17 protein-coding genes are annotated in these 24,048 nt (G+C 62.4%); 7 read left to right on the forward strand and 10 right to left on the reverse strand.

The features are described 5' to 3' along the window. Positions 1–85: 85 nt before the first annotated feature. The 4 genes from repA (at position 86) to OIU37_RS28580 (ending at position 4,957) form a co-directional block, all read left to right on the forward strand. Positions 86–1,282 (forward strand): plasmid partitioning protein RepA, encoded by a 1,197-nt coding sequence (gene repA, locus OIU37_RS28565; protein ID WP_026154606.1) that lies wholly within the window; start codon positions 86–88, stop codon positions 1,280–1,282. Continuing rightward, positions 1,279–2,274: a plasmid partitioning protein RepB gene (gene repB / locus OIU37_RS28570; RefSeq protein WP_264259365.1), complete on the forward strand. Its 996-nt coding sequence runs from the start codon at positions 1,279–1,281 to the stop codon at positions 2,272–2,274. Before repA ends, repB begins: the two co-directional genes overlap by 4 nt. 154 nt (positions 2,275–2,428) lie before the next feature. Further along, entirely contained in the window at positions 2,429–3,643 is a 1,215-nt protein-coding gene (gene repC / locus OIU37_RS28575; protein WP_264259366.1) for a plasmid replication protein RepC, read from the forward strand. Between the two features lie 180 nt (positions 3,644–3,823). After that, a complete protein-coding gene (locus OIU37_RS28580; RefSeq protein WP_264259367.1) occupies positions 3,824–4,957 on the forward strand; it encodes an RHE_PE00001 family protein in 1,134 nt (377 codons plus the stop codon). A gap of 185 nt (positions 4,958–5,142) precedes the next feature. On the opposite strand, the gene OIU37_RS28585 is transcribed toward OIU37_RS28580, so the two are convergent. The 3 genes from OIU37_RS28585 to OIU37_RS28595 are packed head-to-tail and all read right to left on the reverse strand — an operon-like array spanning position 5,143 to position 7,167. Further along, the gene (locus tag OIU37_RS28585; protein WP_168266777.1) at positions 5,143–5,853 is read right to left on the reverse strand and encodes a Bax inhibitor-1/YccA family protein; all 711 of its coding nucleotides are present in this window, start codon (positions 5,851–5,853) and stop codon (positions 5,143–5,145) included. Between the two features lie 20 nt (positions 5,854–5,873). Next, positions 5,874–6,641 carry an anti-sigma factor gene (locus tag OIU37_RS28590; protein ID WP_264259368.1) on the reverse strand — a complete coding sequence of 256 codons (768 nt, stop codon included), beginning with the start codon at positions 6,639–6,641 and terminating at the stop codon, positions 5,874–5,876. After that, the gene (locus OIU37_RS28595) at positions 6,628–7,167 is read right to left on the reverse strand and encodes a sigma-70 family RNA polymerase sigma factor (RefSeq protein ID WP_171604957.1); all 540 of its coding nucleotides are present in this window, start codon (positions 7,165–7,167) and stop codon (positions 6,628–6,630) included. The genes OIU37_RS28590 and OIU37_RS28595 overlap by 14 nt, the downstream gene beginning before the upstream one ends. 186 nt (positions 7,168–7,353) lie before the next feature. Here OIU37_RS28595 and OIU37_RS28600 point away from each other — a divergent pair, with 186 nt between their 5' ends. Next, entirely contained in the window at positions 7,354–7,662 is a 309-nt protein-coding gene (locus OIU37_RS28600; protein ID WP_171604958.1) for a hypothetical protein, read from the forward strand. Positions 7,663–7,704: 42 nt separating this feature from the next. Here the strand turns inward: OIU37_RS28600 and cueR are convergent, their stop codons facing one another. From cueR to OIU37_RS28625, 5 genes are all read right to left on the reverse strand, one after another. Continuing rightward, positions 7,705–8,094 carry a Cu(I)-responsive transcriptional regulator gene (cueR, locus tag OIU37_RS28605; RefSeq protein ID WP_026158357.1) on the reverse strand — a complete coding sequence of 130 codons (390 nt, stop codon included), beginning with the start codon at positions 8,092–8,094 and terminating at the stop codon, positions 7,705–7,707. A 9-nt stretch (positions 8,095–8,103) separates the two neighbouring features. Then, complete coding sequence (locus OIU37_RS28610) at positions 8,104–10,629, reverse strand: heavy metal translocating P-type ATPase (protein ID WP_264259369.1); 2,526 nt, start codon at positions 10,627–10,629, stop codon at positions 8,104–8,106. A gap of 109 nt (positions 10,630–10,738) precedes the next feature. Continuing rightward, positions 10,739–13,348: a malto-oligosyltrehalose synthase gene (treY, locus tag OIU37_RS28615; protein ID WP_264259370.1), complete on the reverse strand. Its 2,610-nt coding sequence runs from the start codon at positions 13,346–13,348 to the stop codon at positions 10,739–10,741. Positions 13,349–13,409: 61 nt separating this feature from the next. Beyond that, on the reverse strand, positions 13,410–15,488 hold the full coding sequence (pbpC, locus tag OIU37_RS28620) for a penicillin-binding protein 1C (protein ID WP_264259371.1): 2,079 nt from the start codon (positions 15,486–15,488) through the stop codon (positions 13,410–13,412). Further along, complete coding sequence (locus OIU37_RS28625) at positions 15,488–20,953, reverse strand: alpha-2-macroglobulin family protein (RefSeq protein WP_264259372.1); 5,466 nt, start codon at positions 20,951–20,953, stop codon at positions 15,488–15,490. Before OIU37_RS28625 ends, pbpC begins: the two co-directional genes overlap by 1 nt. Before the next feature lie 198 nt (positions 20,954–21,151). Here OIU37_RS28625 and msrA point away from each other — a divergent pair, with 198 nt between their 5' ends. Then, a complete protein-coding gene (gene msrA / locus OIU37_RS28630; protein ID WP_264259373.1) occupies positions 21,152–21,856 on the forward strand; it encodes a peptide-methionine (S)-S-oxide reductase MsrA in 705 nt (234 codons plus the stop codon). Positions 21,857–21,872: 16 nt separating this feature from the next. Here msrA and OIU37_RS28635 read toward each other — a convergent pair whose 3' ends face one another. Beyond that, complete coding sequence (locus tag OIU37_RS28635; RefSeq protein WP_264259374.1) at positions 21,873–22,412, reverse strand: murein L,D-transpeptidase family protein; 540 nt, start codon at positions 22,410–22,412, stop codon at positions 21,873–21,875. Between the two features lie 282 nt (positions 22,413–22,694). Between OIU37_RS28635 and OIU37_RS28640 the strand changes: the two genes are divergently transcribed. After that, entirely contained in the window at positions 22,695–23,135 is a 441-nt protein-coding gene (locus tag OIU37_RS28640; protein WP_180696858.1) for a response regulator, read from the forward strand. A 15-nt stretch (positions 23,136–23,150) separates the two neighbouring features. On the opposite strand, the gene OIU37_RS28645 is transcribed toward OIU37_RS28640, so the two are convergent. Beyond that, positions 23,151–23,888, reverse strand: coding sequence for a TetR/AcrR family transcriptional regulator (locus tag OIU37_RS28645; protein ID WP_182208413.1), 738 nt, complete (start codon positions 23,886–23,888; stop codon positions 23,151–23,153). Between the last annotated feature and the right edge of the window lie 160 nt (positions 23,889–24,048).

Here is a 24,048-nt window from a genome sequence, read left to right on the forward strand (position 1 = left end):
TGCTGCAAATCCCGAATCGTGTCACTTTCGATACGCTTTTTGACGCTATGTTGACAGAAAAGCGCATCGAAAAGGATTGAGTGTTTTGGACAACATTAGCGTATCGACGACAGATGTACGGATCGAGCGGCATGCGAACCAGCTTTCGCGGCAACTGAAGCTCCTCCGCGACAAGCTGTTTCCGCCGCTCTCGCAGAAGACGCTACGTACCTTCTCCTCCGGCGAGGCTGCCCAGATGATCGGCGTCTCGGACGGCTATCTTCGCCAGCTTTCACTGGATGGCAAGGGACCGCAGCCGGATCTTGCCCAGAATGGCCGGCGTTCCTACACGCTCGGCCAGATCAACGAATTGCGCCAGTATATGGCGAAGCTCAAGCCGAAGGACGCGCTTTCCTATCAGCCGTGGCGTCGCCCTGGCGAAAAGCTGCAGACGGTTGCTGTCACCAATTTCAAGGGCGGCTCGGCCAAAACAACGACGACGCTCTATCTGGCGCAGTATCTGGCGCTGGCGGGTTACCGGGTGCTTGCGATCGATCTCGATCCGCAGGCTTCGCTCTCCTCAATGCTCGGCGTTCAGCCCGAATTCGATCTTTCCGAGGGCGATACGCTCTATGGCGCAATTCGTTACGATGAGGGCCGCAAGCCGCTGAAGGAGATCGTCCGCAAGACCTATTTCGACGGGCTGGATCTGGTGCCGGGCAATCTCGAACTGATGGAGTTTGAGCATGAGACGCCACGGGCACTGAACGACCGGCAGCGACCTGGCGAGCTGTTCTTCCGTCGCGTTGGCGTTGCCATTGCCGAGGTCGAGGCCGATTACGACATCGTCGTGATCGACTGCCCGCCGCAGCTCGGCTATCTCACGCTTGGCGCCGTCTGCGCAGCTACATCGCTGCTCATCACCATCCATCCGCAGATGGTCGACGTCGCTTCCATGTCGCAGTTCCTGCTGATGACCTCGGATCTGCTTTCTGTCGTACGCAAGGCCGGCGGGGACCTGCAGCATGACTTCATCAAATATGTCGTCACGCGTCACGAACCCTTCGATGCGCCGCAGTCGCAGATCGTTGCGCTGCTGCGCAGCCTCTTCAGTGATGACGTGTTGACGGCGACCATTCTCAAATCGACGGCAATCGCCGATGTCGGTCTAACCAAGCAGACCCTCTACGAGATCGAGAAGGGGCAGGTGCGCCGCTCGACCTATGACCGGGCGTTGGAATCGGTCAATGCCGCCAACAGCGAGGTTCTCGCCGGTATTCACAAAGCCTGGGGTCGAGCATGAGCAGACGCGATCGCCTAAAAGGTCTTTTCGACGATACGGCGCAGGAGTTGGCCGCGGCCAACTACGAGGAGCCATCTTTGCGCGGATCGGCCGGGCCGGTTCGGACGATGGCGCTGACCCTTGGCCGCATGGAGGAAGAGAGCAGGGCGATGCAGGAGGCCTTGCTCTCGGGTGAACGCATCGTTGAACTCGATCCCGATCTGGTCGATTCCTCCTTCGTCCGCGACCGCCTTGCCGACCAGCCGCTCGATATGGAAGATGAGCTGGTGCAGTCGATTGCTGAGAACGGCCAGGAAGTGCCGATCCTCGTTCGCCGCCATCCCAATGATGAGGACCGCTACCAGATCGCCTACGGCCATCGGCGCCTACAGGCGGTCAAGCTGCTCGGGCGCAAGGTGCAGGCAATCGTCCGCAAGCTTGATGATACCGATGTCGTCATTGCTCAGGGCATTGAGAATTCGGCGCGTCGGAACCTTTCTTATATCGAGCGCGCGGTCTTTGCCCTCAATCTCGAGCTCAAGGGTTTTGAGCGTCCCGTGATCATGAAAGCGCTATCGACGGATAAGACGGAGCTATCGAAGTTGATATCCGTCGCAAAAGCCATCCCCGCCGAAATCGTCAGGTCGATCGGAGCCGCGCCTGGCATCGGCCGACGCAGGTGGATGGCGCTTGCCCAGGACTGGAATGGGATGACGGGCGCGCGGCTTGCGAAGCTCATTGCTTCGGAAGGTTTCCTGGCGGAAGAGAGCGACCGCCGTTTCGAGCTTTTGGTTGCCGAGCTCGCCAAGAAAGAGGCGAAGTCCGAAACCACGGAATATGACTGGAAGCCGAAGAGCGGCGGCAAGATTGCCGGCCGAATCAAGAGCGCCGGCAATTCCTTCACGATCGCGTTGAAGACCGGCGACGCGCCGGATTTCGGCGCTTACATTTCACGCCGTCTCGATGAGCTTTACGAAGCCTATCGGGCCGGCAAGTTGCAAGCAGGAGAGTAGACCGCAAAAGAAAAAAGCCTCCGAACGTTGCCGCCGCGGAAGCCTTTCTCATATCTGGACAATCTGAGAATCGCACTTCCTCGAATCACTGTCAAGCGTCTTCGGCATCCTTTTGGGTGGTAGGTTTCTTTTGCCTTGAAAAAAGGTGAGGGACATGGAGCCTCAATATATATCGACGCCCTTTGGGCGGCGATCGATGACACGTGGCATGCTGGCAAGCCAGGAAAGCGCCCGCAAGGTCGATCCGGAGGCATCGGTCGACAAGTGGAAGATTTTTCGTGCGCTCTGCGAAGCAAGGGACATAGTCGGCGTATCGGACCGTGCTCTCGCTGTTCTCAACGCGCTGTTGACCTTCTACCCGAAGAACGAGATTGCCGAGGCCAACGGTTTCGTTGTCTTTCCGTCGAACGAGCAGCTGTCGCTTCGCACGCATGGCATGGCTGGTACAACGTTGCGGCGGAACCTGGCGATGCTGGTGGAAGCCGGCTTGATCATACGGCGGGATAGCCCGAACGGGAAACGTTTTGCCCGCCGCAACGGCGAGGGCGGACTTGGAGAGGCATTTGGCTTCAGCCTGGCGCCGCTCCTGGTGCGCGCTCGCGAGATCGAGGCGCAGGCGGCTCAGGTGATGGCCGCCAAGCTCGAATGGAAGCGCCTGAGGGAGCGCCTGACACTTTGCCGGCGTGACATCACCAAGCTCATCGAGATCGCTCTGGAGGAGGAAATTGCGGGCGAATGGATCGAGATGCAGAAGCATTTCAATCTGCTTTCCGCAAGCCTGCCACGGCGCCCGTCGGCCGCCGAGATGGAAAGCCTGCTGGCCGATCTCGAAGCTTTCCGGGAATTGATCGTCAAGACGTTGGAATCGAAGTCGAAAACAGAAAAAACAGACGCCAATGATAACCAAAACGGTCGGCACATACATAATTCAAACCCACACCCCATTTCTGAACTTGAACCAAGCTTCGAACCGAAGCAGGGCGCAAAGCCGGAGGAAGAGCCGAGGCCTTGGCGCGAACCGCCGAAATCCTTCCCCCTCGCCATGGTGCTGCAGGCCTGCCCTGAGATCATCGCTTACGGCCCGAGCGGCGGCATCGGCAGCTGGCGGGATCTGATGGCCGCGGCCGTCATCGTCCGGTCCACTCTTGGCGTCAGCCCCAGCGCCTATCAACTGGCCTGCGATGTCATGGGGCCGGAAAACGCGGCTACGGTGATCGCCTGCATTCTGGAAAGGGGCGGACATATCAACTCGGCCGGCGGCTACCTGCGTGACCTGACACGGCGGGCGGAACGCGGCGAATTCTCGCTCGGACCGATGCTGATGGCACTGATGCGGGCAAATGGTCCGACAGCGAGGAAAACCGGATGAACGGCTGTGAAAAAGCTTCGCGCCAGCTGCGGCGGCTAGAAGCATATGCGGCCGGTCAATCAGCCAGCTTATCGGCATCATTCCCTCCAGTTTTGTTGAAATACACTGTTAACCATGCCATACATGGCGGAAGGAAACACGCGTTTTGCTTCCATTTGTGAAAAACCGTAAAGCTTAACAATGCGCTACGATATCGACGGTGCAATGCTTCAAACCCTGCTTCCAGCCCTTACCGCGGCAGAGGATGCGGTGGCGCGGCTGGACGAACGGGTATTGCGCTCGCCGGTCGGCGAGGGATTTGCCGAACGCAGCCATTTCTTCGACGCTGCCGGCGCGCTCTGGGTGGCCGGCGAACTCGTGCATGTCGAGGATCTCGTTTTGCATGATGCGCATATGGATAGCCGCGCTCCCACCCACGAACTGACGATCGCTCATTCCGTGCTGCGGGCACGTCGGCGCATCTGGACCGGCGACCCCTCCTGGGCACTTGGCGTCTCGGGCCTAGCGACTCTGACTGCGACTGGCGGGGAAGGGGAGGGGAAAGCGCAGGAAGCGAAGAGCCTGGCAGTTCCGCTCGAGACCGACGGAGAGGGCGAGGATGAGGACGGGCCGCTCGTTGCCGAGATGGCGGAGATCGATGCGCTTCTTGCCCGCTCGCAGAAGCTGCTCGATATTCACACCGGGAAAACGCCGGCAAGCGAGACGGCCGCCGTTACCCCGGCAAGGCACAACGAGGATCCTCTCGGCTTGCTCGGTGATGACGAATGGGATGAGGAACAGCGGCTTGCGGAGTGGCGGAGTGTCCAGCCATTGGCCGATAGCTTGCCGCCGGTTCTCGGCGCTATCATCCTCTTCGAAGCCTGGGAAAGGATCGAGCCGTTGCGGCGTCAGCACTGGCTCGGGGGTCTTCTGGTCGCAAGCCATCTACGCGCCCGCGGCAAGGTCGCCTCGCATCTCTTTTCTTTCTATGGCGGGCTGAAGCTGGTGCGCCATGAGCGTCGTCGGGCACGCGATCGCGTCACGCGGCTGCAAGCCTTTCTGGAGGCGATGCATCTGGGTGCTGTGGCCGGCCTCAAGGAAATCGATCGCTTGTCCTTAGCGCGCACGCAGATGGAGCTTCGCTTTCGCGGCCGCCGTTCGAACAGCAGCCTGCCGGAACTTGCCGATTTCATCCTATCGCGGCCAATGGTCTCGGCGGCGATGATCGCCCGTCATCTGCGCATCACGCCACGCGGTGCGCTGAACCTCGTCAATGAGATCGGCATTCGTGAAATTACCGGCAGGGGCCGCTATCGCGCCTGGGGTATCATCTAATGCATGTCGCCCAAAAGTGTGCAGCGGTTTTGGGACAACGACAGGCAAAACGCGACGCGCTTTAAAACGAAAACGGCCGGGTGTTGACCCGGCCGTTTCCTTTAAGTGAGCACCCAGTCCGCCATCCTGTCACAGACTGCAGACCAGGCGCTCTTGCGCTTCCATTGCCCCCAGAAGCGCAGTCCCTATTCCCGCTCGCCCGTGAAGTTGAGCAGAAGCTGGAAGATGTTGACGAAGTTCAGGTAGAGCGAGAGCGCACCGAAGACGGCGAGCTTCTGGTTCGATTCCTGATCGTAGTTTTCCGAATACTGTTCCTTGATGTTCTGCGTGTCGTAGGCGGTGAGGCCGACGAAGACGACGATGCCGATCACGGAGATCGCGAACTGCAGTGCGCTGGAACCCAGGAAGATGTTGACGACCGAGGCGATGATGACGCCGAAGAGGCCCATCATCAGGAAGGAGCCCATGCGCGAGAGATCACGCTTCGTCGCATAGCCATAGAGGCTGGTGGCGCCGAACATCGTGGCGGTGATGAAGAAGGTCCGCGCGATACTCATCCCGGTGAAGACCAGGAAGACGGAAGCGAGCGACAGGCCCATCACGGCGCAGAAGGCCCAGAAGGTGATCTGGGCGGTGCTGGCCGACATCGTCTGGATCTTGAACGAGAAGAAGAAGACGAAGGCGAGCGGGGCGAGCATCACCACCCACTTCAGCGGCGAGCCGAAGATCGGGACGTAGAGTGCCGGCGTCGAGCCGACGACGAAGGCGACGAGGCCTGTTATGACGAGGCCGAGAGCCATATAGTTGTAGACGCGCAGCATGTGCTGGCGCAGGCCTTCGTCGAAGAGGGCCTGGGAGCCGGCGACGGCGCCGTAGCGGGGATTGATCGGGTTCATGCTGATCTCCTCGGTTTGAATTAATAGAGCGAGCGGGCGAGCCGTTCGGCCGCCTGGTCGAGATTGAGGCCGCTATCGTTGGCAATCAGCGCATAAGCGACCTCGCCAATCTGCCAATAGGCGGCTTCTGCTTTTTCCAGCGTGAGATGACTGACCGGCTTGACCTCGAAGGCCCCCGGACGGACGGCGAAAAGCGACAGTTGCTTTCCATCTGATTGTTCGATCGCCATCTCGACGCTGGGGCCGAATTCGGACGGGAAGATCTGCACGTCGGCGACTTTCCAATCCCTAGGCAGTTCGGGCATCACGATCGCGGTGGCGGCACGAATATCGTCGGCGCTATAGGTGGCCGGCGTCTGCGGAGGCATCGATTGGCGCAGCGCCGCGGTCTGATAGGCGCGGACGGCATCCTCGACATAGGCGGGTGCCGGAACCGATGCTACCACCTCAGTCGCCGAGAAGGCGCCGAAGGAATTGTGTGCCACCCAGCCGGCCGCGATCAGAATGCCGACGGCGGCAACGCGCTGCATCGAATGGAAGATGCGGCCATAGGAAAGGCCACGTTCCAGCCGGCGGGCGGCATCGCGGGTCTCGGGGCGGCCAAAGGCACTTTCGCCGGCAAGCGCCAGACGCAGTTCGCCCTTGACGCTGAGGTCGGCCATGACCTTGGCGGCAATCGCCGGATTCTCGGAAAGATAGGATTCCACCTGGATGCGACGGGCAACATCGAGCTCGCCGTCGACATAGGCGTCGAGATCGGCATCGAGGATCGGATCAATTGCTTTCATTGCCGTTCCCTTCGATCAATCTCAGATGCGAAACCCGCGGCGTCTTCTCCTCGAATTCGCGCAGCTGCGCGCGGGCCCGCGAGATGCGCGACATCAGCGTGCCGACTGGAATGCCGAGCGCCTGGGCGGCTTCCTGGTAGGACAGGTCTTCGATGGCGACGAGGTGCAACGCCTCGCGCTGTTCCTCCGGCAGGTCGAAGAAAGCGTCGCGCACCTGCTGCAGGCGCACGGCATGTTCCTGGCCGGCCGGCAGCGACTGCTCGGCTTCGACAGCCGCCTCATCGTGACGGCGCGTCAGCGACCGGTTCCGGCGAAGACGGTCGATATGGGCATTATGCAGGATGGAGAGTAGCCAGGTGCGCAGGTTGCCGCCGCTGCGGAAGCTTTTCCGCTTCTCGAAGGCGCGCACCAGCGCATCATGCACCAGATCCTCCGCCTCGTCCGAATTGCGCACCAGCGAGCGAGCGTAGCGCCTCAACGCTGCGAGCTGTCCGATGACATCGAAGGGGCGGTCTTTCCGTTCCATGATTGAGTATACGGAAACGCGGAGGATTTTATTCCCGGCGGGCTTAAAAAAATCGTGCGGGCCGAAGTCCGTCGCCGGATCATCTCAAATATCCCGCTCCAGCGAAGGGGTGCCTTAAATCCGCGATTGTTTATGACAATTACATGACAGATCATGGCGCGGCTGATTTGAAGGGGAAAATCAAGAATGAAGGAAAAGAAGCGGGTCTACGAAGCTCTCGTGGACGGCGCCATGGAAGGGCTGACGGATCAGGCGCTCTACGATTTCGTCAAGGGGCGTTGCCCGAAGGCCACCAGCAGAAAGATCGTCCGGGCCTCGCTTCTCGCCCTAACCGATCCTCATCTGAGAGACCGCAATATTCTCGACGTGATCTATGCGCTCGCGATCAAGCACCGCTTGGATGACGGCGTGCTGGACGACGGCGAAGATGAGGAGACCGACGAGCGGGCTCAATCCTCGCAGGCGGCCAACCAGAACATGCCGCAGCTTTCCTGAGCAGGTCTCGCCAGAAGCGAGGCGCTCGCTTTCCTGAAATGGTCAGCTGCCGTCCGAAAGCTCTTCGAGGATCGGACAGTCCGGCCTGTCGTTGCCGTGGCAGGCATGCACGAGATGCTCGAGCGTGCGGCGCAGTTCCGTCAGTTCGCGGATCTTGCGGTCGATCTCGGCAAGCTTGGTCTCAGCAATATCCTTGACGTCTGCGCTCGCCCGGTCCTTGTCCTCGTAGAGCGCCAGCAATTGCCGGCATTCCTCGACGGAAAAGCCGAGGCCGCGCGAGCGCTGCAGGAAGCGCAGTTTGTGGATGTCGGTTGCGGCATAGTCGCGATAGCCGTTTCCGCCCCTTTCGGGGCGGATGAGACCGATATCCTCGTAGTAGCGGATGGTCTTGGAAGGCAGGCCGGACCGTTCCGATGCTTCGCCGATATTCATCGCCGTCTCCTATAATTTTGCCAAGCGCAGTCTCAGCGCATTGGCAATGACCGAGACCGACGACAGGCTCATTGCCGCCGCGGCGATCATCGGCGAAAGCAGCAGCCCGAAGATCGGATAGAGCATGCCGGCCGCGACCGGCACGCCGAGCGCATTATAGCCGAAGGCGAAGCCGAGATTTTGGCGGATGTTTCGCATCGTCGCCTCCGCCAGCCGCCGCGCCCTGACGATGCCGTTCAGATCGCCCTTCACCAAGGTGATGCCGGCGCTTTCCATTGCGACGTCGGCGCCGGTACCCATGGCGATGCCGACATCGGCGGCGGCAAGCGCCGGCGCGTCGTTGACGCCGTCGCCGGCCATACCGATGATGGCGCCCTTGGCATGCAACTCGTCGATCAGCGCCTTCTTGCCTTCCGGAAGCAGATCGGCGCGCACCTCGTCGATGCCGAGGCTTTTTGCCACCGCCCGCGCCGTGCGCTCATTGTCACCCGTCGCCATGATGATCTTCAGCCCGCTGTCGTGCAGCGCCTTGATGGCGGCAGCCGTCGTCGGCTTGATCCGGTCTGCAACGGCGACAAGGCCGGCAAGCGAGCCATCGAACACCACGAACATCACCGTCTTGCCGTCGCCGCGCAACGCTTCGGTCGTCTCGCTAAGTGCTGCCGGATCGATACCGAGATCGGCGAGCATCGCCGCATTGCCGAGCGCGACCGTCGTGCCGCCGGCGAGGCCCTGAACGCCCTTGCCGGTCTGTGCCTCGAAGCCGGTGACCTCGACGAAGGGAACACCGCGCTCCTCGGCGCCGGAAACGATCGCTTCGGCTAGCGGATGTTCGGAGCCGCGCTCCAGGCTTGCCGCCAGCGATAGTAACCGCTCTTCTCCGACGCCGCTGAAGGCGACGATATCGGTAAGCTTCGGCTTGCCTTCGGTCAGCGTGCCGGTCTTGTCGACGATCAGCGTGTCGACCTTGGAAAAACGCTCCAGCGCTTCGGCGTCCTTGATCAGCACGCCTTCCTGCGCGCCGCGCCCGGTGGCGATCATGATCGACATCGGCGTCGCAAGGCCGAGTGCGCAGGGGCAGGCGATGATCAGAACGGCGACGGCGGCAAGCAGTGCATTCGCCATGCGCGGCTCCGGCCCGATCGCGGCCCAGACGAGGAAGGCGAGCACGGCGGCGGCGACCACCGCCGGCACGAAGACGGCCGACACCCGATCGACCGCGCCTTGAATCGGCGCCCGCGAGCGTTGCGCCTTGGCGACCATGTCGACGATGCGTGACAGCACCATGTCGGCGCCGACTTTCTCGGCGGCCATGACGAAGGTGCCGTTCTTGTTGATCGTGCCGCCGGTCAGCGGGTCGCCCTTCGACTTTTCCAGGGGCAGGGGTTCACCAGTGATCATCGATTCGTCGACCGTCGACTGGCCTTCGAGGACGGAGCCGTCCACCGGCACCCGCTCGCCGGGGCGCACGCGCAGCCGGTCACCGGTCTGGATATCGTCCACCGGCACGTCGCTCTCGCTACCCTCGGCATCGATGCGCCGCGCCGTCTTCGGCGCAAGGTCGAGCAAAGCGCGAATTGCCGAGCCGGTGCGTTCGCGCGCTTTCAATTCCAGCACCTGGCCGACGAAGACGAGCGCGACGATGACGGCTGCGGCCTCGAAATAGACAGGCACGGCCGCGCCATGGCCATGGAAGCTCATCGGAAAGATGCCTGGTACAAGCGTGGCGACGACACTGTAGAGATAGGCGGTGCCGACGCCGAGACCGATCAGCGTCCACATATTCGGGCTGCGGTTGATAAGCGACGCCCATGCGCGGCGGAAGAAGGGGAGGGCGGCCCAGAGCACCACCGGCGTTGCCAGCAGCAGTTCGATGAAGGTCGCCTGCGGCTCGCCGATCGCTTCGCGGAGTGGCAGGCCGAACATCGGCCCCATGCCGAGCGCCAGCAGCGGTATAGCGAGAATGGCGCTGACCCAGAGCCGCCTGACGAAATCGACGAGTTCCGGGTTCGGGCCTTCGTCCTCAGGCGGAATGCCAATAGGCTCCAGCGCCATACCGCATTTCGGGCAGTCGCCCGGACGATCGCTGACGACTTCAGGATGCATCGGGCAGGTATAAAGCGTACCCTTGGGTGTCGGCTTTGCCGGCGGGCGGCGGCCGTCGCGATAGGCTGCGGGGTCGGCTTCGAACTTCGCCTGGCACGCGGCGGAGCAGAAATAGAATTTCTCACCCTCGGCTTTCAGGAAATATCTAGCCGTCGAGCGATCGACGCTCATGCCGCAGACGGGGTCCTTCGCCGTCAGGTAATCCTCAGGGGCAACCGCAAATTTCGTTCGGCAACCCTCGGAGCAGAAATGATAGATGCGGCCGTCATGGTCGAGTGACGGCTTGCCAGCCTGCGGATCGACGGTCATGCCGCAGATGGGATCACGGATCATGGCGTCGGCAGTTTTCTCCTGGTCATCGCCGCAATGGCAATGATCGTCGCCATGGGCGTGGCTGTGATGGTGATCGTGTTCGTGCTTGATATCCATAACTTTCTCCGCGCCGGGAGCGGCACCTGGACAGGTTTATGAACCTTCCAGCAACTGGAAGGTCAAGCACTATTTTCGTGAATGACGAGGCGTTTGACGCTTGGATGCCTCAGAGCGGGGTGATCAGCCCAACTGGCTGGCTCCCGAGCAGGGCAGCGACCGAGATGCTGCCCCCGGGCTCGATCGTCTTTCCGGTCACCAGATCCGCCTTCAGCCCGTGAAGCGGGGAGGGGACGGCGATTGCCGTATCCTCCCAGAATTCCGGGCCGGCAAAGAGCACGCCCGGGTCGAGCCAGCCGAACATCAGCCGCGGCGCCGCGACGATGGCGAAATCACCCTTATGCACTCGGGCAAAGGCAAGGACATGGTCGCGGCGGTTGCCTGTGACCTTCAGCGGCAGATAGTCACCTTTCGTAAAGAGGTCCGCGTGCCGCTGGCGCAGCTGCAGGCCGATCGCGACGATGCGCTGCTTCAAGGCCGCCGCCTGCAGCTTGGCGATCGGTCCGGCTTCATCAAGCCAGGCCGTCAGCCGTTCATGATCGACCGGCCGGCGGTTGTCGGGATCGACGAGGCTGAAATCGAAGCCCTCCGTACCCTGGTAGATATCGGGAATGCCCGGGGCTATCAGCTTGAGCAGCGTCTGCGACAGGCTGTTGAGGTAACCCGCCGCGATGAAAGGCTGCAGCACCCTTTCGAAATCCTCGAGGAAGGCGTCATTCTCAGGTGAAACCAGCGCCATGGCATAGGTCGTCACCGCCTCCTCGTAAGCGGCATTCTGTTCCGTCCAGTCGCCGCGCAGTTTCGCCTCGCGCACGGCCTTGACCGCGTAGTCGGTGAGGCGTTCGCGTAGTTCTTCCGTCCGTCCTCTGTCGAAATCTTCCGGCCAGATGCCGGCCAGCGCCTGATAGAGCATCCATTCGACATTCGGCTCCGGGGCTGCGCCATCCGCCAGCTCCTGCAGCCATGGCCGGTTCATGTCGCGCCAACGCTCGACCGCCTGTGCAAAGACATCCGCGCCTTCGCTCAGCGCGTAAAGCCTTGCACGCGCATCCTCGCCGCGTTTGGTGTCGTGGGTGGCGCTCGCCGAAAGCCCATGCGGCTGCAGCCGCGCCCGCTCGGCCATGCGACGGTGGAATTCCTCCGTGCCGCCGGGCGCCTTGCCCGGTTCGCCGCCCACTTCGTTTGCGGCAAGCAGCCTGTTATAGCGGTAAAACAGCGTATCCTCTGTCGCCTTCGCCATCACCGGGCCGCTCAATTGCTGAAAGCGGATACGGAATTCATGGGCCGCACCACCTTCGACCTTGCCTTCGAGAAGCTTCAGCACATGGTCGCATGCCCGCCGATCATCGAGCTTTGGCATGACTTGCGATGCGGTCCCGGCAAGGACCGCTGCATCCTGCCAGGAAAGCGGGCCGCCGTCGCCATAGGTGCGGTAGACGGGAAAGGCGATCAGCAATTCGGTGAGCGCGGTGGCGATCTCGTCTCTCTTTAGCTCGGGATAAATGCCTGCCGCGATCGACACCAGCCTGTCGGTCTCGCCAGCGAAATTGCGTTCGACCATCAGCCGCTTGGCAATCCGCCGGCCCTCTTCGAGATTGCCGGTCTCGCCCGCGAGGCTGCGATAGGCACCGTCCAATATGCGCAGACCGCCGGTGTCGATGAACAGCTCGCTCAGTGCGGCGATGAATTCATATCCCGTGGTGCCGGCGACCGGCCAGCTTTCCGGCAGGACCTCGCCGGGTCCGAGGATCTTTTCGACGATGATATAGGTGTCTGGTCCCGCCGCCTCCCGCAACCTATCGAGATAGGCCTTGGGTTCGGCGAGCCCGTCGACATGGTCGATGCGCAGGCCTTGGACCTTGCCATGGCGCACCAACTCGATCACCAGCCGGTGCATATCCGCGAACACGGCGGGATCTTCGACGCGGATGCCGACCAGGCCGGTCACCTCGAAAAAACGGCGATAGCTCAGATGCCGTGCCGCATCCTTCCAGTGGGTCAGCCGCCAATGCTGTCCTTCATGCAGGCTTCTTAGGAAATCGAGATCGGCCGAGATGTCGCCGAGTTTTTGCTGGAGGATGGCCCGATCGCCGCCTTCGAAGAGCATATCGCGCATCGCGCGGTTGAAATCCTCGCCGGAGGTCTCGGCCGCAGCCTCCGCCATTCTGGTGGCGACGGGATCGTCGAGTCGGTTTGCGATCGCGCCGTAACTCGTGGGGTTCAGCGGCAACAGTGTCTCGAAGTAACCGAGCGCGAAATTGCCATGTGTTTCGTCGAGCGCGATGCGCAGCTCGCCATCGGCCAGCGCGCGATCGAAACTCTGACCGAGCTGCGGCAGGGTCAGCGGTTCGCTCCAGTCGATGTCAAAATGGTTGGCATAGGCGCTCTGCCGGCCGAATGCCAGTACGTCGCGCCACCAGCCGTTTTCCGGCGAGGCCGCCATGTGGTTCGGGACGACGTCGAGGATCAATCCCATGCCTGCGGCGGAAAGGCTTTCCGTTAGCCGCTCGAATCCGGCCCGGCCGCCTAGCGCCGGATCGATTTCGTTGGCGTCTGTCACGTCATAGCCATGGGTCGAGCCGCTGACGGCGGTGAAGATCGGCGAGGCGTAGAGGTGGCTGATGCCAAGCGTCTTGAGATAGGGGACGAGGCCGCAGGCGCGATCGAAGGTCATGCCGTTGCGGAATTGTATCCGGTAGGTCGCTGTCGGAGGAGTCATGAGGCCGTCTGACGTTGGAAGGAGAGACTATTCCGAACGGTTGCAGCCGGGTTTTGTTCCCTCAGTCGATGAAAACGCCGACGCTTGCGGCGCGTCCGGCCGAGTCGATGACGGTCAGTTTGGAGTAGCCGCCGCCATCGGGCAGCCATTGCTGGATGCGCCGGCGGGAGAGATCGGGCAGCGGCTTGCCGTTGGCAAGCCAGCGGAAGGGGGCTCGGCCGCCCTGGAGCTTCAGCATCAGCGGTGACAGCTTGCCTTGCCCAGCGCCGAGATCGACATGCGCGCCCTCGGGCGGATAGATGATCTGCGGCGCGGCCTCGCGCCCGGAGGCGAGCAGGCCGCTGGCATTGAGGGCGAAACGCCGCTGGCTGATCGGCAGCTCGGACTGGGCGATGCGCACGGCGCCTGCAGGCGGGCGGGGCAGCGGCGTCGTCGCAATGCCGGATTTGGCGAAACCTTCGAACAGGATGGGCGCGGCGGTGCCATAGCCGGTCAACCCCGGCACGGCGCTATTGTCAGGCCGTCCGACCCAGACGCCGAGCACATAGCGGCCATCATAGCCGACCGACCAGGCGTCGCGATAGCCGTAACTCGTGCCGGTCTTGTAGGCGATGCCTCGTTGCGGCGCGCCGGCGGGGGGAATGACGCCGGAGAGAATATCGGCGACGTTCCAGACCGCGACCGGCTCCAGCAGCGGTTCGCCGTCGAGCTTGCCCGGTGCCCCGGTGACGCCGTCGCCGAGCCTAACCGGCTGGCCGCGATTGGCGAGCGCCGTATAGAGTTGCACCAGATCCTTCAGGGTGATGCCGACGCCGCCAAGCCCGATCGCAAGCCCCGGCGTCTCATTCGGCGGCAGGACCGGGCGTACCCCGGCGCGGCGGAAGCGTACCATCAGCCGCGACGGCCCGACGGCATCGAGCAGCTTGACGGCCGGCACGTTCAGCGAGAGCTGCAGCGCCTCGCGCACGGTGACGTCGCCCTGATAGCTCATGTCGAAATTGCGCGGCCGGTAGCCAAAGAAATCGGCGGGCCGGTCTTCGATGATCGTCTCCTGGGACACCAGGCCCTGTTCGAAAGCGAGCCCATAGATGAAGGGCTTCAGCGTCGAGCCCGGCGAGCGGTTGACGCGCGCCATGTCGATCCAGCCGGAGCGGCTGGCGTCGAAATAATCGGCCGAGCCGACCTCGCCGACGATCGCGCCGGTTTGCGCATCCGCCATCACCATGGCGAGCGACAGCTTCGGCCCGAGCTTCATCGCCGCTGCCCGCGCGACCGATTCCAGCCCCTGCTGCACCTGTTTCTCCAAAGTCGTCTGGTGCTTGAGGACATCAGGCTCCTTGCGCCGCGCGGCTTCCGCAACATGGGCGGCCAGCGCCGGCAATTGCATGCGCCGCGGTGGGACCGCCACACCTTCGGCCCGCTCCGCTTCGCCGTCGCCCACGGCCTCAGTCACCGCCACGCGGTCAAGCACGCGCTTGCGTGCCGCCTCGGCTGCCTTGAGATTGCGGTCTGGCCGGCGCCGTTCCGGCAATTGCGGCAGGGCGACGAGCAGCGCCGCCTCGGCCACCGTCAGGCGCCTCGGTTCCTTGCCGAAATAGGCAAGGCTTGCGGCGCGCACGCCTTCCAGATTGCCGCCATAGGGCGCATGCGTCAGATAAAGGTCGAGGATCTGTTCTTTCGACAGCCGCCGCTCGATCTGCACTGCGCGCACCAATTGCAAGAGCTTTGCCGAAAGCGAGCGCCCTTCGCGCGGCTCGATCAGCCGCGCCACCTGCATCGACAGCGTTGAGGCGCCGGAGACGATGCGGCCGTTGCTGGCCAATTGCACGGCAGCTCGCCCGAGCGCCCAGGGGTCGACGCCGCCGTGATCGTAAAAACGCTGGTCCTCATAGGCGATCAGCATGCGCAGGAATTGCGGGTCGACGTCGGCGACCGCTGTCTTCAGCCGCCAGCGGCCTTCCGAGGTCGCGAAGGCACGCAGCAATTGCCCATCGGCATCCAGCACCTCGGCGGAGACGGCATTCGCCTTGTCGAGTGGCGGCGGATAGGCCTTGTCGGCAGCGTCGAGCGCGAAAAGGGCCGCGCCGGCAAGAACGATGCCGGAGGCGGATCCGATCGCAAACTTGTGCCACCGCTTCATTATTGCGCCGCCACGACCTCCATCTTGCCGGTCGCCGTGCGGGCCGAAAGCTCGGGACGATACATGTCCTCGACGCTGGCGGCCGGATGGTCGTAGGTGCCGGGGGTGACGGCGCGCACGACATAGGCGACGTTGAATTCGCGATTGTCGCCTGCTGCGCGGTTGAAGGCGGCGACGAAGCGGTCGTAGCGGAATTCGGTATGGGCAGCGGAGATCTCGCCGATCCAATCGAAATTCGTCATCTGGGCGCTGTCGACGAGATTGGGATTGTCGATCTCGAAGCCGGCCGGCAGCAGGTCGGTGATGACGATGCGCGACGGCCAGTCGTTTGTTTCGCGCACATGGATGACGACGACGTAGCGCTCGTTCTGTTTCGCTTCGCTGACATTCGCCTCCTCGCCGTCGAGCGTGTAATAGCTGCGCTCGATGAGGAAGCCGTCGCCGCCGGCCGGCAGCGGCGCGGTGGGGGCGGCCACGGTGGTGACAACGGCCGACACTGCGTCACTCGTCTGGTTGGTCAGCGTCAGCGGATGGTCGGCGAGCGCCTCGCCGGTCATGCGGGCCATATAGGCGCCGGTGTGTGCGGCACCGTTGACATCGACCTTCAAGCTGTCGTCACCGCCCTGGATGGCGCGCGCGGCAAGCAGCATCCAGGTTTCTTCTTGGGTGCTCTTGTATTTGCTGCGGCCCCATTCCTTGGCGACGGCCTTGGCGAGGTCAGGGATGACGGGCGGCACCGGCCGGCTTTCGGCGGCAAGCGCCAGGATCGCCGCGCCATCGCGCAGGATCGTGCCATAATCGGTGCGCGACAGGTTCACGCGCGAGACCATCGACTGCTGCGACATCTGTAGGGCGTCGAGGAAGATGTTCTTCGAACGCTGGGCATCGCCGTAGAGCGCCAATGCGGCGGCGATATGCGCCTTGGCGAGCGGTGTCGGAAAGTCGTTGATCATCGTATCGGCATAATAACGCAGATCGCTGATCGCCGCCTTCTTGTTGCGGGCAAGCACGTAAATGGCATAGGCGATCTGGTCGCCCTGGCCCTTGATGTCGGTGGTGTAGGACAGCGTGTTCTGCAGGTTTTCCAAGGCCTGGACGAAGGCCTTTTCCGGCACGTCGTATTTCATTTCGCGAGCCCGCGTCAGGAAATCGGTGACGTAGGAATCGAGCCAGAGGTCGCCCGAATCCGGTCCCCAGAGACCGAAGCTGCCAGCCGAGGCCTGATAGGAAAGGACGCGATAGATCGCGTCCTGCACGCGCTTCTGCACGTCGTCGTCATTTTCGATGCCGGCCTGCTTCGCCACTTCGGCGAGGTAGAGCAGCGGCAGCGCCCGGCTGGTGGTCTGCTCGGCGCAGCCGAGGGGATAGCGGTCGAGCGTCATCAGCAAGGCTGGAATGTCGAAGGCTGCCGAACGCGTGACGTTGACGCTGATCGAGGCGCCGGGCAGCACGCTGTCGGCGAGCAGGTTCTTGTCGACGGTGAGCTTTGCCCCGGGCTTCAGCGCCAGCACCCGCCGTTCGGTGATCGGCAAGGATGCCGGGCGCACCGGCACGTCGGCGGTCTGGTCGAGCGAAAGACCGGAAGCGTCGGAGAGGTTGATCGAGACGCTGCCGGCGCCCGGCTGCTTGCCGATAAGCGACAGCGTCAGCTCGGATTTCGCCCCGGCTTCGAGACGGATCGTCTGCGCGGCGGCGGCTTGTTCGATGCCGACCGCATCATTGCCGGTCAGCTGCAGCTTGTAGTCGCCGGCCGGTGCATCGGTGTTGGCGATGTCGAGGCGAAGATTGGCCTTGTCGCCGGGGGCGAGGAATTTCGGCAGGCTTGCGGTCACGACGACGGGATCGCGGATAATGACGTCCTTGACGCCGTGGCCGACACCCGTCTTCGTCCAGGCGACCGCCATGACACGCGCCGTACCGTTGAATTGCGGAATGTCGAACGAGACATGGGCCTTGCCTTCGGCGTCGAGCTTCACCGGGCCGGAGAAGAAGGCGACAAGTTTCTGCGTCGGCGGGCTTGCCTGCAGCGCCACCGCACCGCCGTCGCCACCGGTCCTAAGCTTGCCGGTCGCGCCCAGCGAGCCGTCGATCAGCCGACCATAGAGGTCGCGGATTTCAAGGCCGAGCTGGCGCTGGCCGAAATACCAGTCCTCCGGGTTCGGCGGTTCGTAGCGCGTCAGGTTGAGAATGCCGACATCGACGGCGGCGACCGTGACATAGGCATCCTCGTTGGCGCCGGCGCCGGCCACCTGCAGGCCGATATCGAGCGGTCCGCGCGGCAACATCTTTTCCGGCGTGTCGAGCTTGACCTGCAGGGCGCGCTGTTCGGGATCGACCTTCAGCCATTTGATGCCGATCGAGCGCATCGGCATGTGGCTGTCCTGGGCATCGCCGGGACGGAAGAGCGTGGCGGTGACATAAGCGCCGGCGCCCCAGTCCGCGGTAACGGGGATATCGACCTCGCCGCCGGTCTCGCCGATCGCAGCATTCTGCACGGCCACCAGCTTTTCGGTTCCGGCCGTGACCATGAGCTCGCCGCCGTAGCGCGAGGTGACTTTCAGCTTGGCGGTATCGCCGATCTTGTAGCTGTCCTTGTCGAGGGCGATTTCCAGCCCGTCCGGTGTTTCGGTCGAGGTCGAGCTCACGAACCAGCCGGCGTCGAATTCGACGCTGGAGGTCGGGCCGTCGGCATCGGGGCTCTCCACTTCGAGGCGATAGCGGCCCCATTTCACCGGCACGGAGATCTTGCCGCCGTCCATCGTCGCATCGACGCTGCCGTTGGCGACCTGCTCGGCGGTGTAGACCGGCTCGTATTTCCATGCCGTTCCCTCGCGATACCATTGGTATTCGCGGTTGAGGCTATAGAATTTCCAGCGCAGGCCCTTCGCCTCCTGCTTCTGTCCATCGGCCTTGACGCCGATCACCGTGAAGTTGGCGATCGAGTTCTCCGGCAGGTCGTCGGAAAATTCCGGCTTGATGCCGATCGAAGCCCGCTCGGTCTTCACCGGAAGCACCAGCGAGCGCTCGATGGCGCGGCCGCCCGCCTCCTGCATGCGCATATAGACGGTGGCGTTCAGCAGTTGCGTCGTTGCCGGCAGTTCGCTGATGGTCAGGTCGGTCGAGGCTTCGCCATTCTCGTCGAGTTCCGGCAGGCCGTCGATCGGCTGGCGCGAATCCTCGCTCGCCTCCTCGTCGGCAAGCCCGAAGAAGAAGCCCTTATAGGCCGCACTCTCGCGCGTCGGCTTGACGACGACATCGCCTTCGAGTGTCAGGCCGGCGGCCGGGGCGCCATAGAGATATTTACCCGAAACGGTGATCAGCGCCGGCGTGTCCGGACCGACTTCCTTGGCTTCGGTCTTGATCTCCATGTCGGTGCGATCGGGCACGAAATCGTCGACGAGGAAACTCTTGCTGGCGATCGCGCTGCCCTTGGGATCGGTATAGATGTTCATCGTCCAGGTGCCGCGCATGGCGTTTGCCTGGGTCGGGAAATCGACCGTATAACCGCCGAGATTGCTGGTTTGGCTGACGATCCGCCGGTCTTCGACGCCATCCGGGCGGCTGAAGATGAAGGTGAGCGGCAGGTTCTCGATGGCGGTGCCGTCGGTGTCGCGGGCAAGCGCCTGGGCATGCACGGTTTCGCCGGCGCGGTAGATACCGCGTTCGGTGAAGGTCAAGACGTCGATCGCGCCGGGTGCGGCGCGGCCGGTGACGCCGCGGTCGGAGAGATCGAAGCCGGCCCGCGTCATGTCGAGGAAGACATAGTCCGAGGTGCCGTTCCTGGCGGCAATGACGGCAGGCGTCAGCGCCGCCGTGCCGCGGATCAGGCCGGCGGTGAAGGTGGCGCGGCCATTTTCGTCGGTCGTCGCGGTGCCGAGCACTTCATTGTTCTTGGCGAGCAGCTGCAGCTCGACGCCTGATATCGGCTTGGCCGAGCCGAGCGAACGGGTGAAGACGTTGAGCCCGTCGGTGCCGGCATAGGTGGTGACGCCGATATCGGAGACCAGGAACCACTGCGTCGCCTGCGAATCCCACTCCTGCGCCGGGCCGTTTGCCGCCGTTGCGGTCATCACATAGATGCCGGGCTTGCGCTCGGGCAGCGCCTCGTCGACCGGGAAGCTGGTGACGATGTCCTTGTTGAGTTCGTTGGCGATATCGATCGAGCCCTGCCAGACGAGTTCACCGTTCTGTTCCTGAATGTTCTGGGCGCTGTAGCCGTCGAGCTGGCTCAGGAACTGCGAGTTGGTCAAGAGCGGCGCGATGGCGCGATCGCCGATGCGGTAGAGTTTCAGGTTGGCCGAGGTCATGTTGACCGAGACGATCGGGATGCCGCGGCGCGCCGTCGACGGCAGCACGAAGCTGTCGCCGGTGAAGCGCACCATCTGGCCGCGGTCCTTGATATAGACGTCGATGCTGACGGCTGCTTCGAGCGCCTCGTCGACGGAGGACGGCAGGCCGGTGCGGAAGCCGATCTTATAGGTCTGGCCGTGCGTCAGTCCTTCGACGCAGATCTGCTTATCCTTGGTTTCCAGCGCCTTCGGCGCTTCGCCGTTCAGCGTCACGAAAGGCGTGTAGTCCGTGGTCTTGACGAGCGCTTCGGAGAAGGTGACGCAGGCGCGCGGCGTGGCGCTGTCGGCATCGACCGTGTGTTCGGTGATGCGGAAGCCCTGCGTCGATTTCAGCTGCAGATAGGCCGTCTGCACATCGTCGGTGGCGACGAGCGCCAGGCTCGCCTTATAGGCATCGAGTGCCGGGCGGTAATTGGCGTTTCGCTCCAGAGCGGTAGCGAGGACGGCGAGCGCTTCTGCGCGCTTGGCCTTGGTGCGCGTCAGCTCATAGCCGTTCAGCGCGTCGACCACAGCCTGGCCCGTAACGCTGCTTTCCGTGCTGCCGAACGAAATTGCGGCACGGGCGGTTTCGAGCCAGAGATCGGCGTCATCGGGCGTGAGCGACAGCGCGCCGTGGAAGGCTATCAACGCGTCGGTCAGGTTGTTGGCGGTCATGTCGAGGCGGGCGTTGGCCGTCAGGCTGTCGACGCCCTGGCCCTGCTGGCCGTCGGCGAGGGTGAGATTGTCCTTGAAGTCGTGGGCCTGCTGGATGAGGTCGTTGCTCAGGAAGCTCAGGCGCGGCGCGGCGCCGATATCCGGCTCCCGCTGGCCGGCCGTTTCGACGATCTTGCCGGCGATGGCACCGGGGAAGGCGTTCATTGTCTTGAAATCGGATTTCAGGAAACACCATTTCACCTTGGGATTGTAGGTGAAGGCCTTGCAGCTCTTGTCGCCGATGCAGGAGGTCTTGCACTGATCGAGCGAGACGTTCTGCTCGGTGCGAAGATCGAAGCCGAAGAAATCGGCGTCCTTGATCGTCTGGATGTCGCGCTTAGTGTCCGCAGCGGCGGCGGAAAAGCTGATGGCAATCGTGGAAAATGCGATTGTCGCGAAAGCGAAGAACGAGCGCACGGACATAGGTTCCCCCCGGAAATGCAGGCTCTGACCGGCGGCACTCTCCTCACTCCTCGCGAGATTGTCAACTCAAGTTGAGTGCTGTTTCAACTTCGCACAGGCGCTTTCGCCTGGCTGTCACATCGGCGTGAGTGACCGCCTTGTGATTTGCGGCTTTTGCAAGGATGAGCAAGGATTTGAGCAGTCGCAGGAGGTAGCGCAATGTCCCTGTCTTCCCATCCCAGGCGCCTTGCCGCATTCCTTGCCGCCGCCGTCGTCTCGCTCAGTGCGTGTGGCGCAGCCGCGGCCGAGGATGCGGTCGTCATCCCGCCGCCAGCCGTTGACCAGGCGGCCGGGTCAGGCACCGAAACGGCCATTTTCGCCGGCGGCTGTTTCTGGGGCGTCCAGGGCGTCTTTCAGCACGTGAAGGGCGTTAAGAGCGCCGTCTCCGGCTATGCCGGCGGCGATGCCAAAACGGCGCATTACGAAACCGTCAGCACCGGCTCGACAGGCCATGCCGAAGCCGTCCAGGTGAAGTTCGATCCGAAACAGGTGACCTACGGCAAGTTGCTGCAGATCTTCTTCTCTGTAGCGCACAACCCGACACAGCTGAATTTTCAAGGTCCGGACCGGGGAACGCAATACCGTTCGGCACTGTTCGTTGCCGATCCCGAGCAGCGCAAGGTCGCCGAGAGTTATATCGATCAGCTCGACAAGTCGCATGTCTTCCCGCAGCCGATCGTCACTAAGGTGTCCGAGGCTACCGGCTTCTATCCCGCCGAAGCCTATCATCAGGATTTCCTGACGCTCAATCCGACCTATCCCTATATCGTCTATAACGACTTGCCGAAAATCGAGAACCTAAAATCGCTGTTTCCTGCCGACTACCGCAGCCAGCCGGTCCTCGTCCTGAAGGCCAAGGGCTGACGAAGCCGACAGCGGTTCAGGGCATGATGTCGATGGGTGTGTGGTCGGGGACGCGCGCCCAGATATCGCGCATCTCGGCGTTGGTGACCGCAATACACCCATCCGTCCAATCCCACAGATGATGGGCGTTTCCGAATGGGCCCCAGCCGTTGGGAAGGCCGTGGATCATGATAGCGCCGCCGGGAGGGAAACCACCGGATTGTGCGTTACGCTGGTCATCAGGATTTGGATAGGAAATGTGCAGGCTGAGATGCGCCATCGACCTGGGATTTCGCCAGTCTATCTCATAGCGTCCTTCGGGTGTTTTCTCGTCGCCTTCGCGCTGCTTCGGACCCTCGTCGGCAGCTCGACCAAGAGAGATCCGGTATGTCGAGATCGGAGTATCGCCTTTGAGAAGGACCATGCGGCGTTCGGATTTATAAACGCGAATGAGGTCAGCCTGTTGCTCCAAAGGCGCATCCGGAGGCGGCGAGCCTGAGCCGACCCGGGCCATCAATTTCGTGTAAGCGAACAAGCCGACGACCACGGCGGCCAAAACGATAAATGTGTTTCTCAATATGATTCTCGTTTTTAAGGTAACGGAAGAGCTATACCGTCTTATCGCGCCCTCAGCCATAAGATGTAGCCTCGATATTGACCACGATCAGGCACGGTCCTTTTCTCCACCCTTTTTGCTATTAAGAATTTATCAACGTTAACAATGCCTTAAATATAGAAAATCGCGTTCCAGCGCGGAACATATCGTCGAGTTGCCCGTTACCGCCATGAGTTTCGCTTGAGGACAGGCTGGCGGAGCGGATCCCTCTTTCTGGGTATAGGCGTAACAAGGGGACGTATCATGGCCACCAATGTCGTGCGGCGCTGGCAACGAGATGATCTCATGAAACAGAGAGTATTGATCGTCGAAGATGAATTCCTGATCGCGCTCGATCTCGAGGCGACGGTAGAAGGCATGGGAATGCAGGTTGCGGGCCTTGCGAATGATCGCGAACAGGCGCTGCGACTGGCGCCGCTTGCCGATATCGCTTTCGTCGACGTCAATCTCGCCGACGGCCCGACCGGGCCTGAGATCGGCCGACGGCTGGCGCAGGAGCACGGCATTGCGGTCGTCTTCATGACTGGCAATCCCGAAGTGGTGGCTGACGGCGTCAAGGGCGCGGTCGGCGTGATCCAGAAGCCGGTCATGCCTTCGGTTGTCGAACAGCTGGTGAAATATCTTGCCGCGCGCCGTGTCGGCATGTTCGCGGTCGTCCCCGCACAGATGACGGTGTTTGCCTGATAAGAGGGGGCCTGATCAGCCTGAGATGGCTGCGAGTTGCGGCTGCATGCCGGCCTTTTCGGCCGGCCTGCCATAGGCCTTGAGAAAGGTACGGACGGCGTTGCGTGCCGCCTTTTCCAGCTCTTCATCGGTGGGCGTGCCGCCGAGAAGGATCATCATCTGCAGATCGGCATTGCCGAGCGCCACGAACTGCCGAGCAGCGACGTCGAAATCGTCGATGATGAGCGTTCCCTTGTGGGCAAGCCGCGCGAACAGTGCAGAAAGGGCGGTGATCAGCTTGCCCGGCCCCTGCTGGCGCCAGCTTTCGAAGAGGTGGGGATATCGCTCGCCTTCGGTCTGCACCAGCTTGCGCAGGAATTTTCCGTCGTGGTTGCAGATGCAGTTCTTGTTGAGGCGCACGGCGAAAGCCGTCAGCTCGTCTTCCAGATCGTCGGCGCTGTCCGGGAACGATGACAGTACCGAGAAGAGCATGGCGTTGGCACGGTTCATGACGTCTTCGACGACGGCGACGAACAGCGTTTCCTTCTCGCGATAGTGATTGTAGATCGTCTGGCGCGAAACGCAGGCAGCGGCGGCGATCTCGTCGATGCTGGCGCCGGCAAAACCCTGGCGGCAGAATACGTCGGCCGCGGCATCGAGGATCGACATGCGCTTGGCGCATTGTCCGCGCTGCGTATGCCCCGTCATCCGGACTGCCGGTGTCATCCGATCTTTCATGAGAGCGAAGATAAGACGTCTTGACGTTTTAGACAATGGCGTCTAGTTTTACATCTGTGTCCAAATTTATTGACACTCTTGCTTCCGCCGCTGGAGATATGAGCTCCCAACTTCGTCTTCGCGCGGACAATCATCATTTGTGCGTCCGAGAGGACGTATGGCGCTCTAAGAGCAATGCGGCGGGGCGTTGATCCGG

It is taken from the genome of Rhizobium sp. BT-226, from assembly GCF_025847085.2.
GTDB classification, from domain to species: domain Bacteria; phylum Pseudomonadota; class Alphaproteobacteria; order Rhizobiales; family Rhizobiaceae; genus Rhizobium; species Rhizobium sophorae.

Excerpts from the sequence above, each read along its gene's own strand:
- repB (WP_264259365.1), top strand. The coding sequence starts at position 1,279 with ATGAGCAGACGCGATCGCCTAAAAGGTCTTTTCGACGATACGGCGCAG.
- repC (WP_264259366.1), top strand. The coding sequence starts at position 2,429 with ATGGAGCCTCAATATATATCGACGCCCTTTGGGCGGCGATCGATGACA.
- OIU37_RS28580 (WP_264259367.1), top strand. The coding sequence starts at position 3,824 with ATGCGCTACGATATCGACGGTGCAATGCTTCAAACCCTGCTTCCAGCC.
- OIU37_RS28585 (WP_168266777.1), bottom strand. The coding sequence starts at position 5,853 with ATGAACCCGATCAATCCCCGCTACGGCGCCGTCGCCGGCTCCCAGGCC.
- OIU37_RS28590 (WP_264259368.1), bottom strand. The coding sequence starts at position 6,641 with ATGAAAGCAATTGATCCGATCCTCGATGCCGATCTCGACGCCTATGTC.
- OIU37_RS28595 (WP_171604957.1), bottom strand. The coding sequence starts at position 7,167 with ATGGAACGGAAAGACCGCCCCTTCGATGTCATCGGACAGCTCGCAGCG.
- OIU37_RS28600 (WP_171604958.1), top strand. The coding sequence starts at position 7,354 with ATGAAGGAAAAGAAGCGGGTCTACGAAGCTCTCGTGGACGGCGCCATG.
- cueR (WP_026158357.1), bottom strand. The coding sequence starts at position 8,094 with ATGAATATCGGCGAAGCATCGGAACGGTCCGGCCTGCCTTCCAAGACC.
- OIU37_RS28610 (WP_264259369.1), bottom strand. The coding sequence starts at position 10,629 with ATGGATATCAAGCACGAACACGATCACCATCACAGCCACGCCCATGGC.
- treY (WP_264259370.1), bottom strand. The coding sequence starts at position 13,348 with ATGACTCCTCCGACAGCGACCTACCGGATACAATTCCGCAACGGCATG.
- pbpC (WP_264259371.1), bottom strand. The coding sequence starts at position 15,488 with ATGAAGCGGTGGCACAAGTTTGCGATCGGATCCGCCTCCGGCATCGTT.
- OIU37_RS28625 (WP_264259372.1), bottom strand. The coding sequence starts at position 20,953 with ATGTCCGTGCGCTCGTTCTTCGCTTTCGCGACAATCGCATTTTCCACG.
- msrA (WP_264259373.1), top strand. The coding sequence starts at position 21,152 with ATGTCCCTGTCTTCCCATCCCAGGCGCCTTGCCGCATTCCTTGCCGCC.
- OIU37_RS28640 (WP_180696858.1), top strand. The coding sequence starts at position 22,695 with ATGGCCACCAATGTCGTGCGGCGCTGGCAACGAGATGATCTCATGAAA.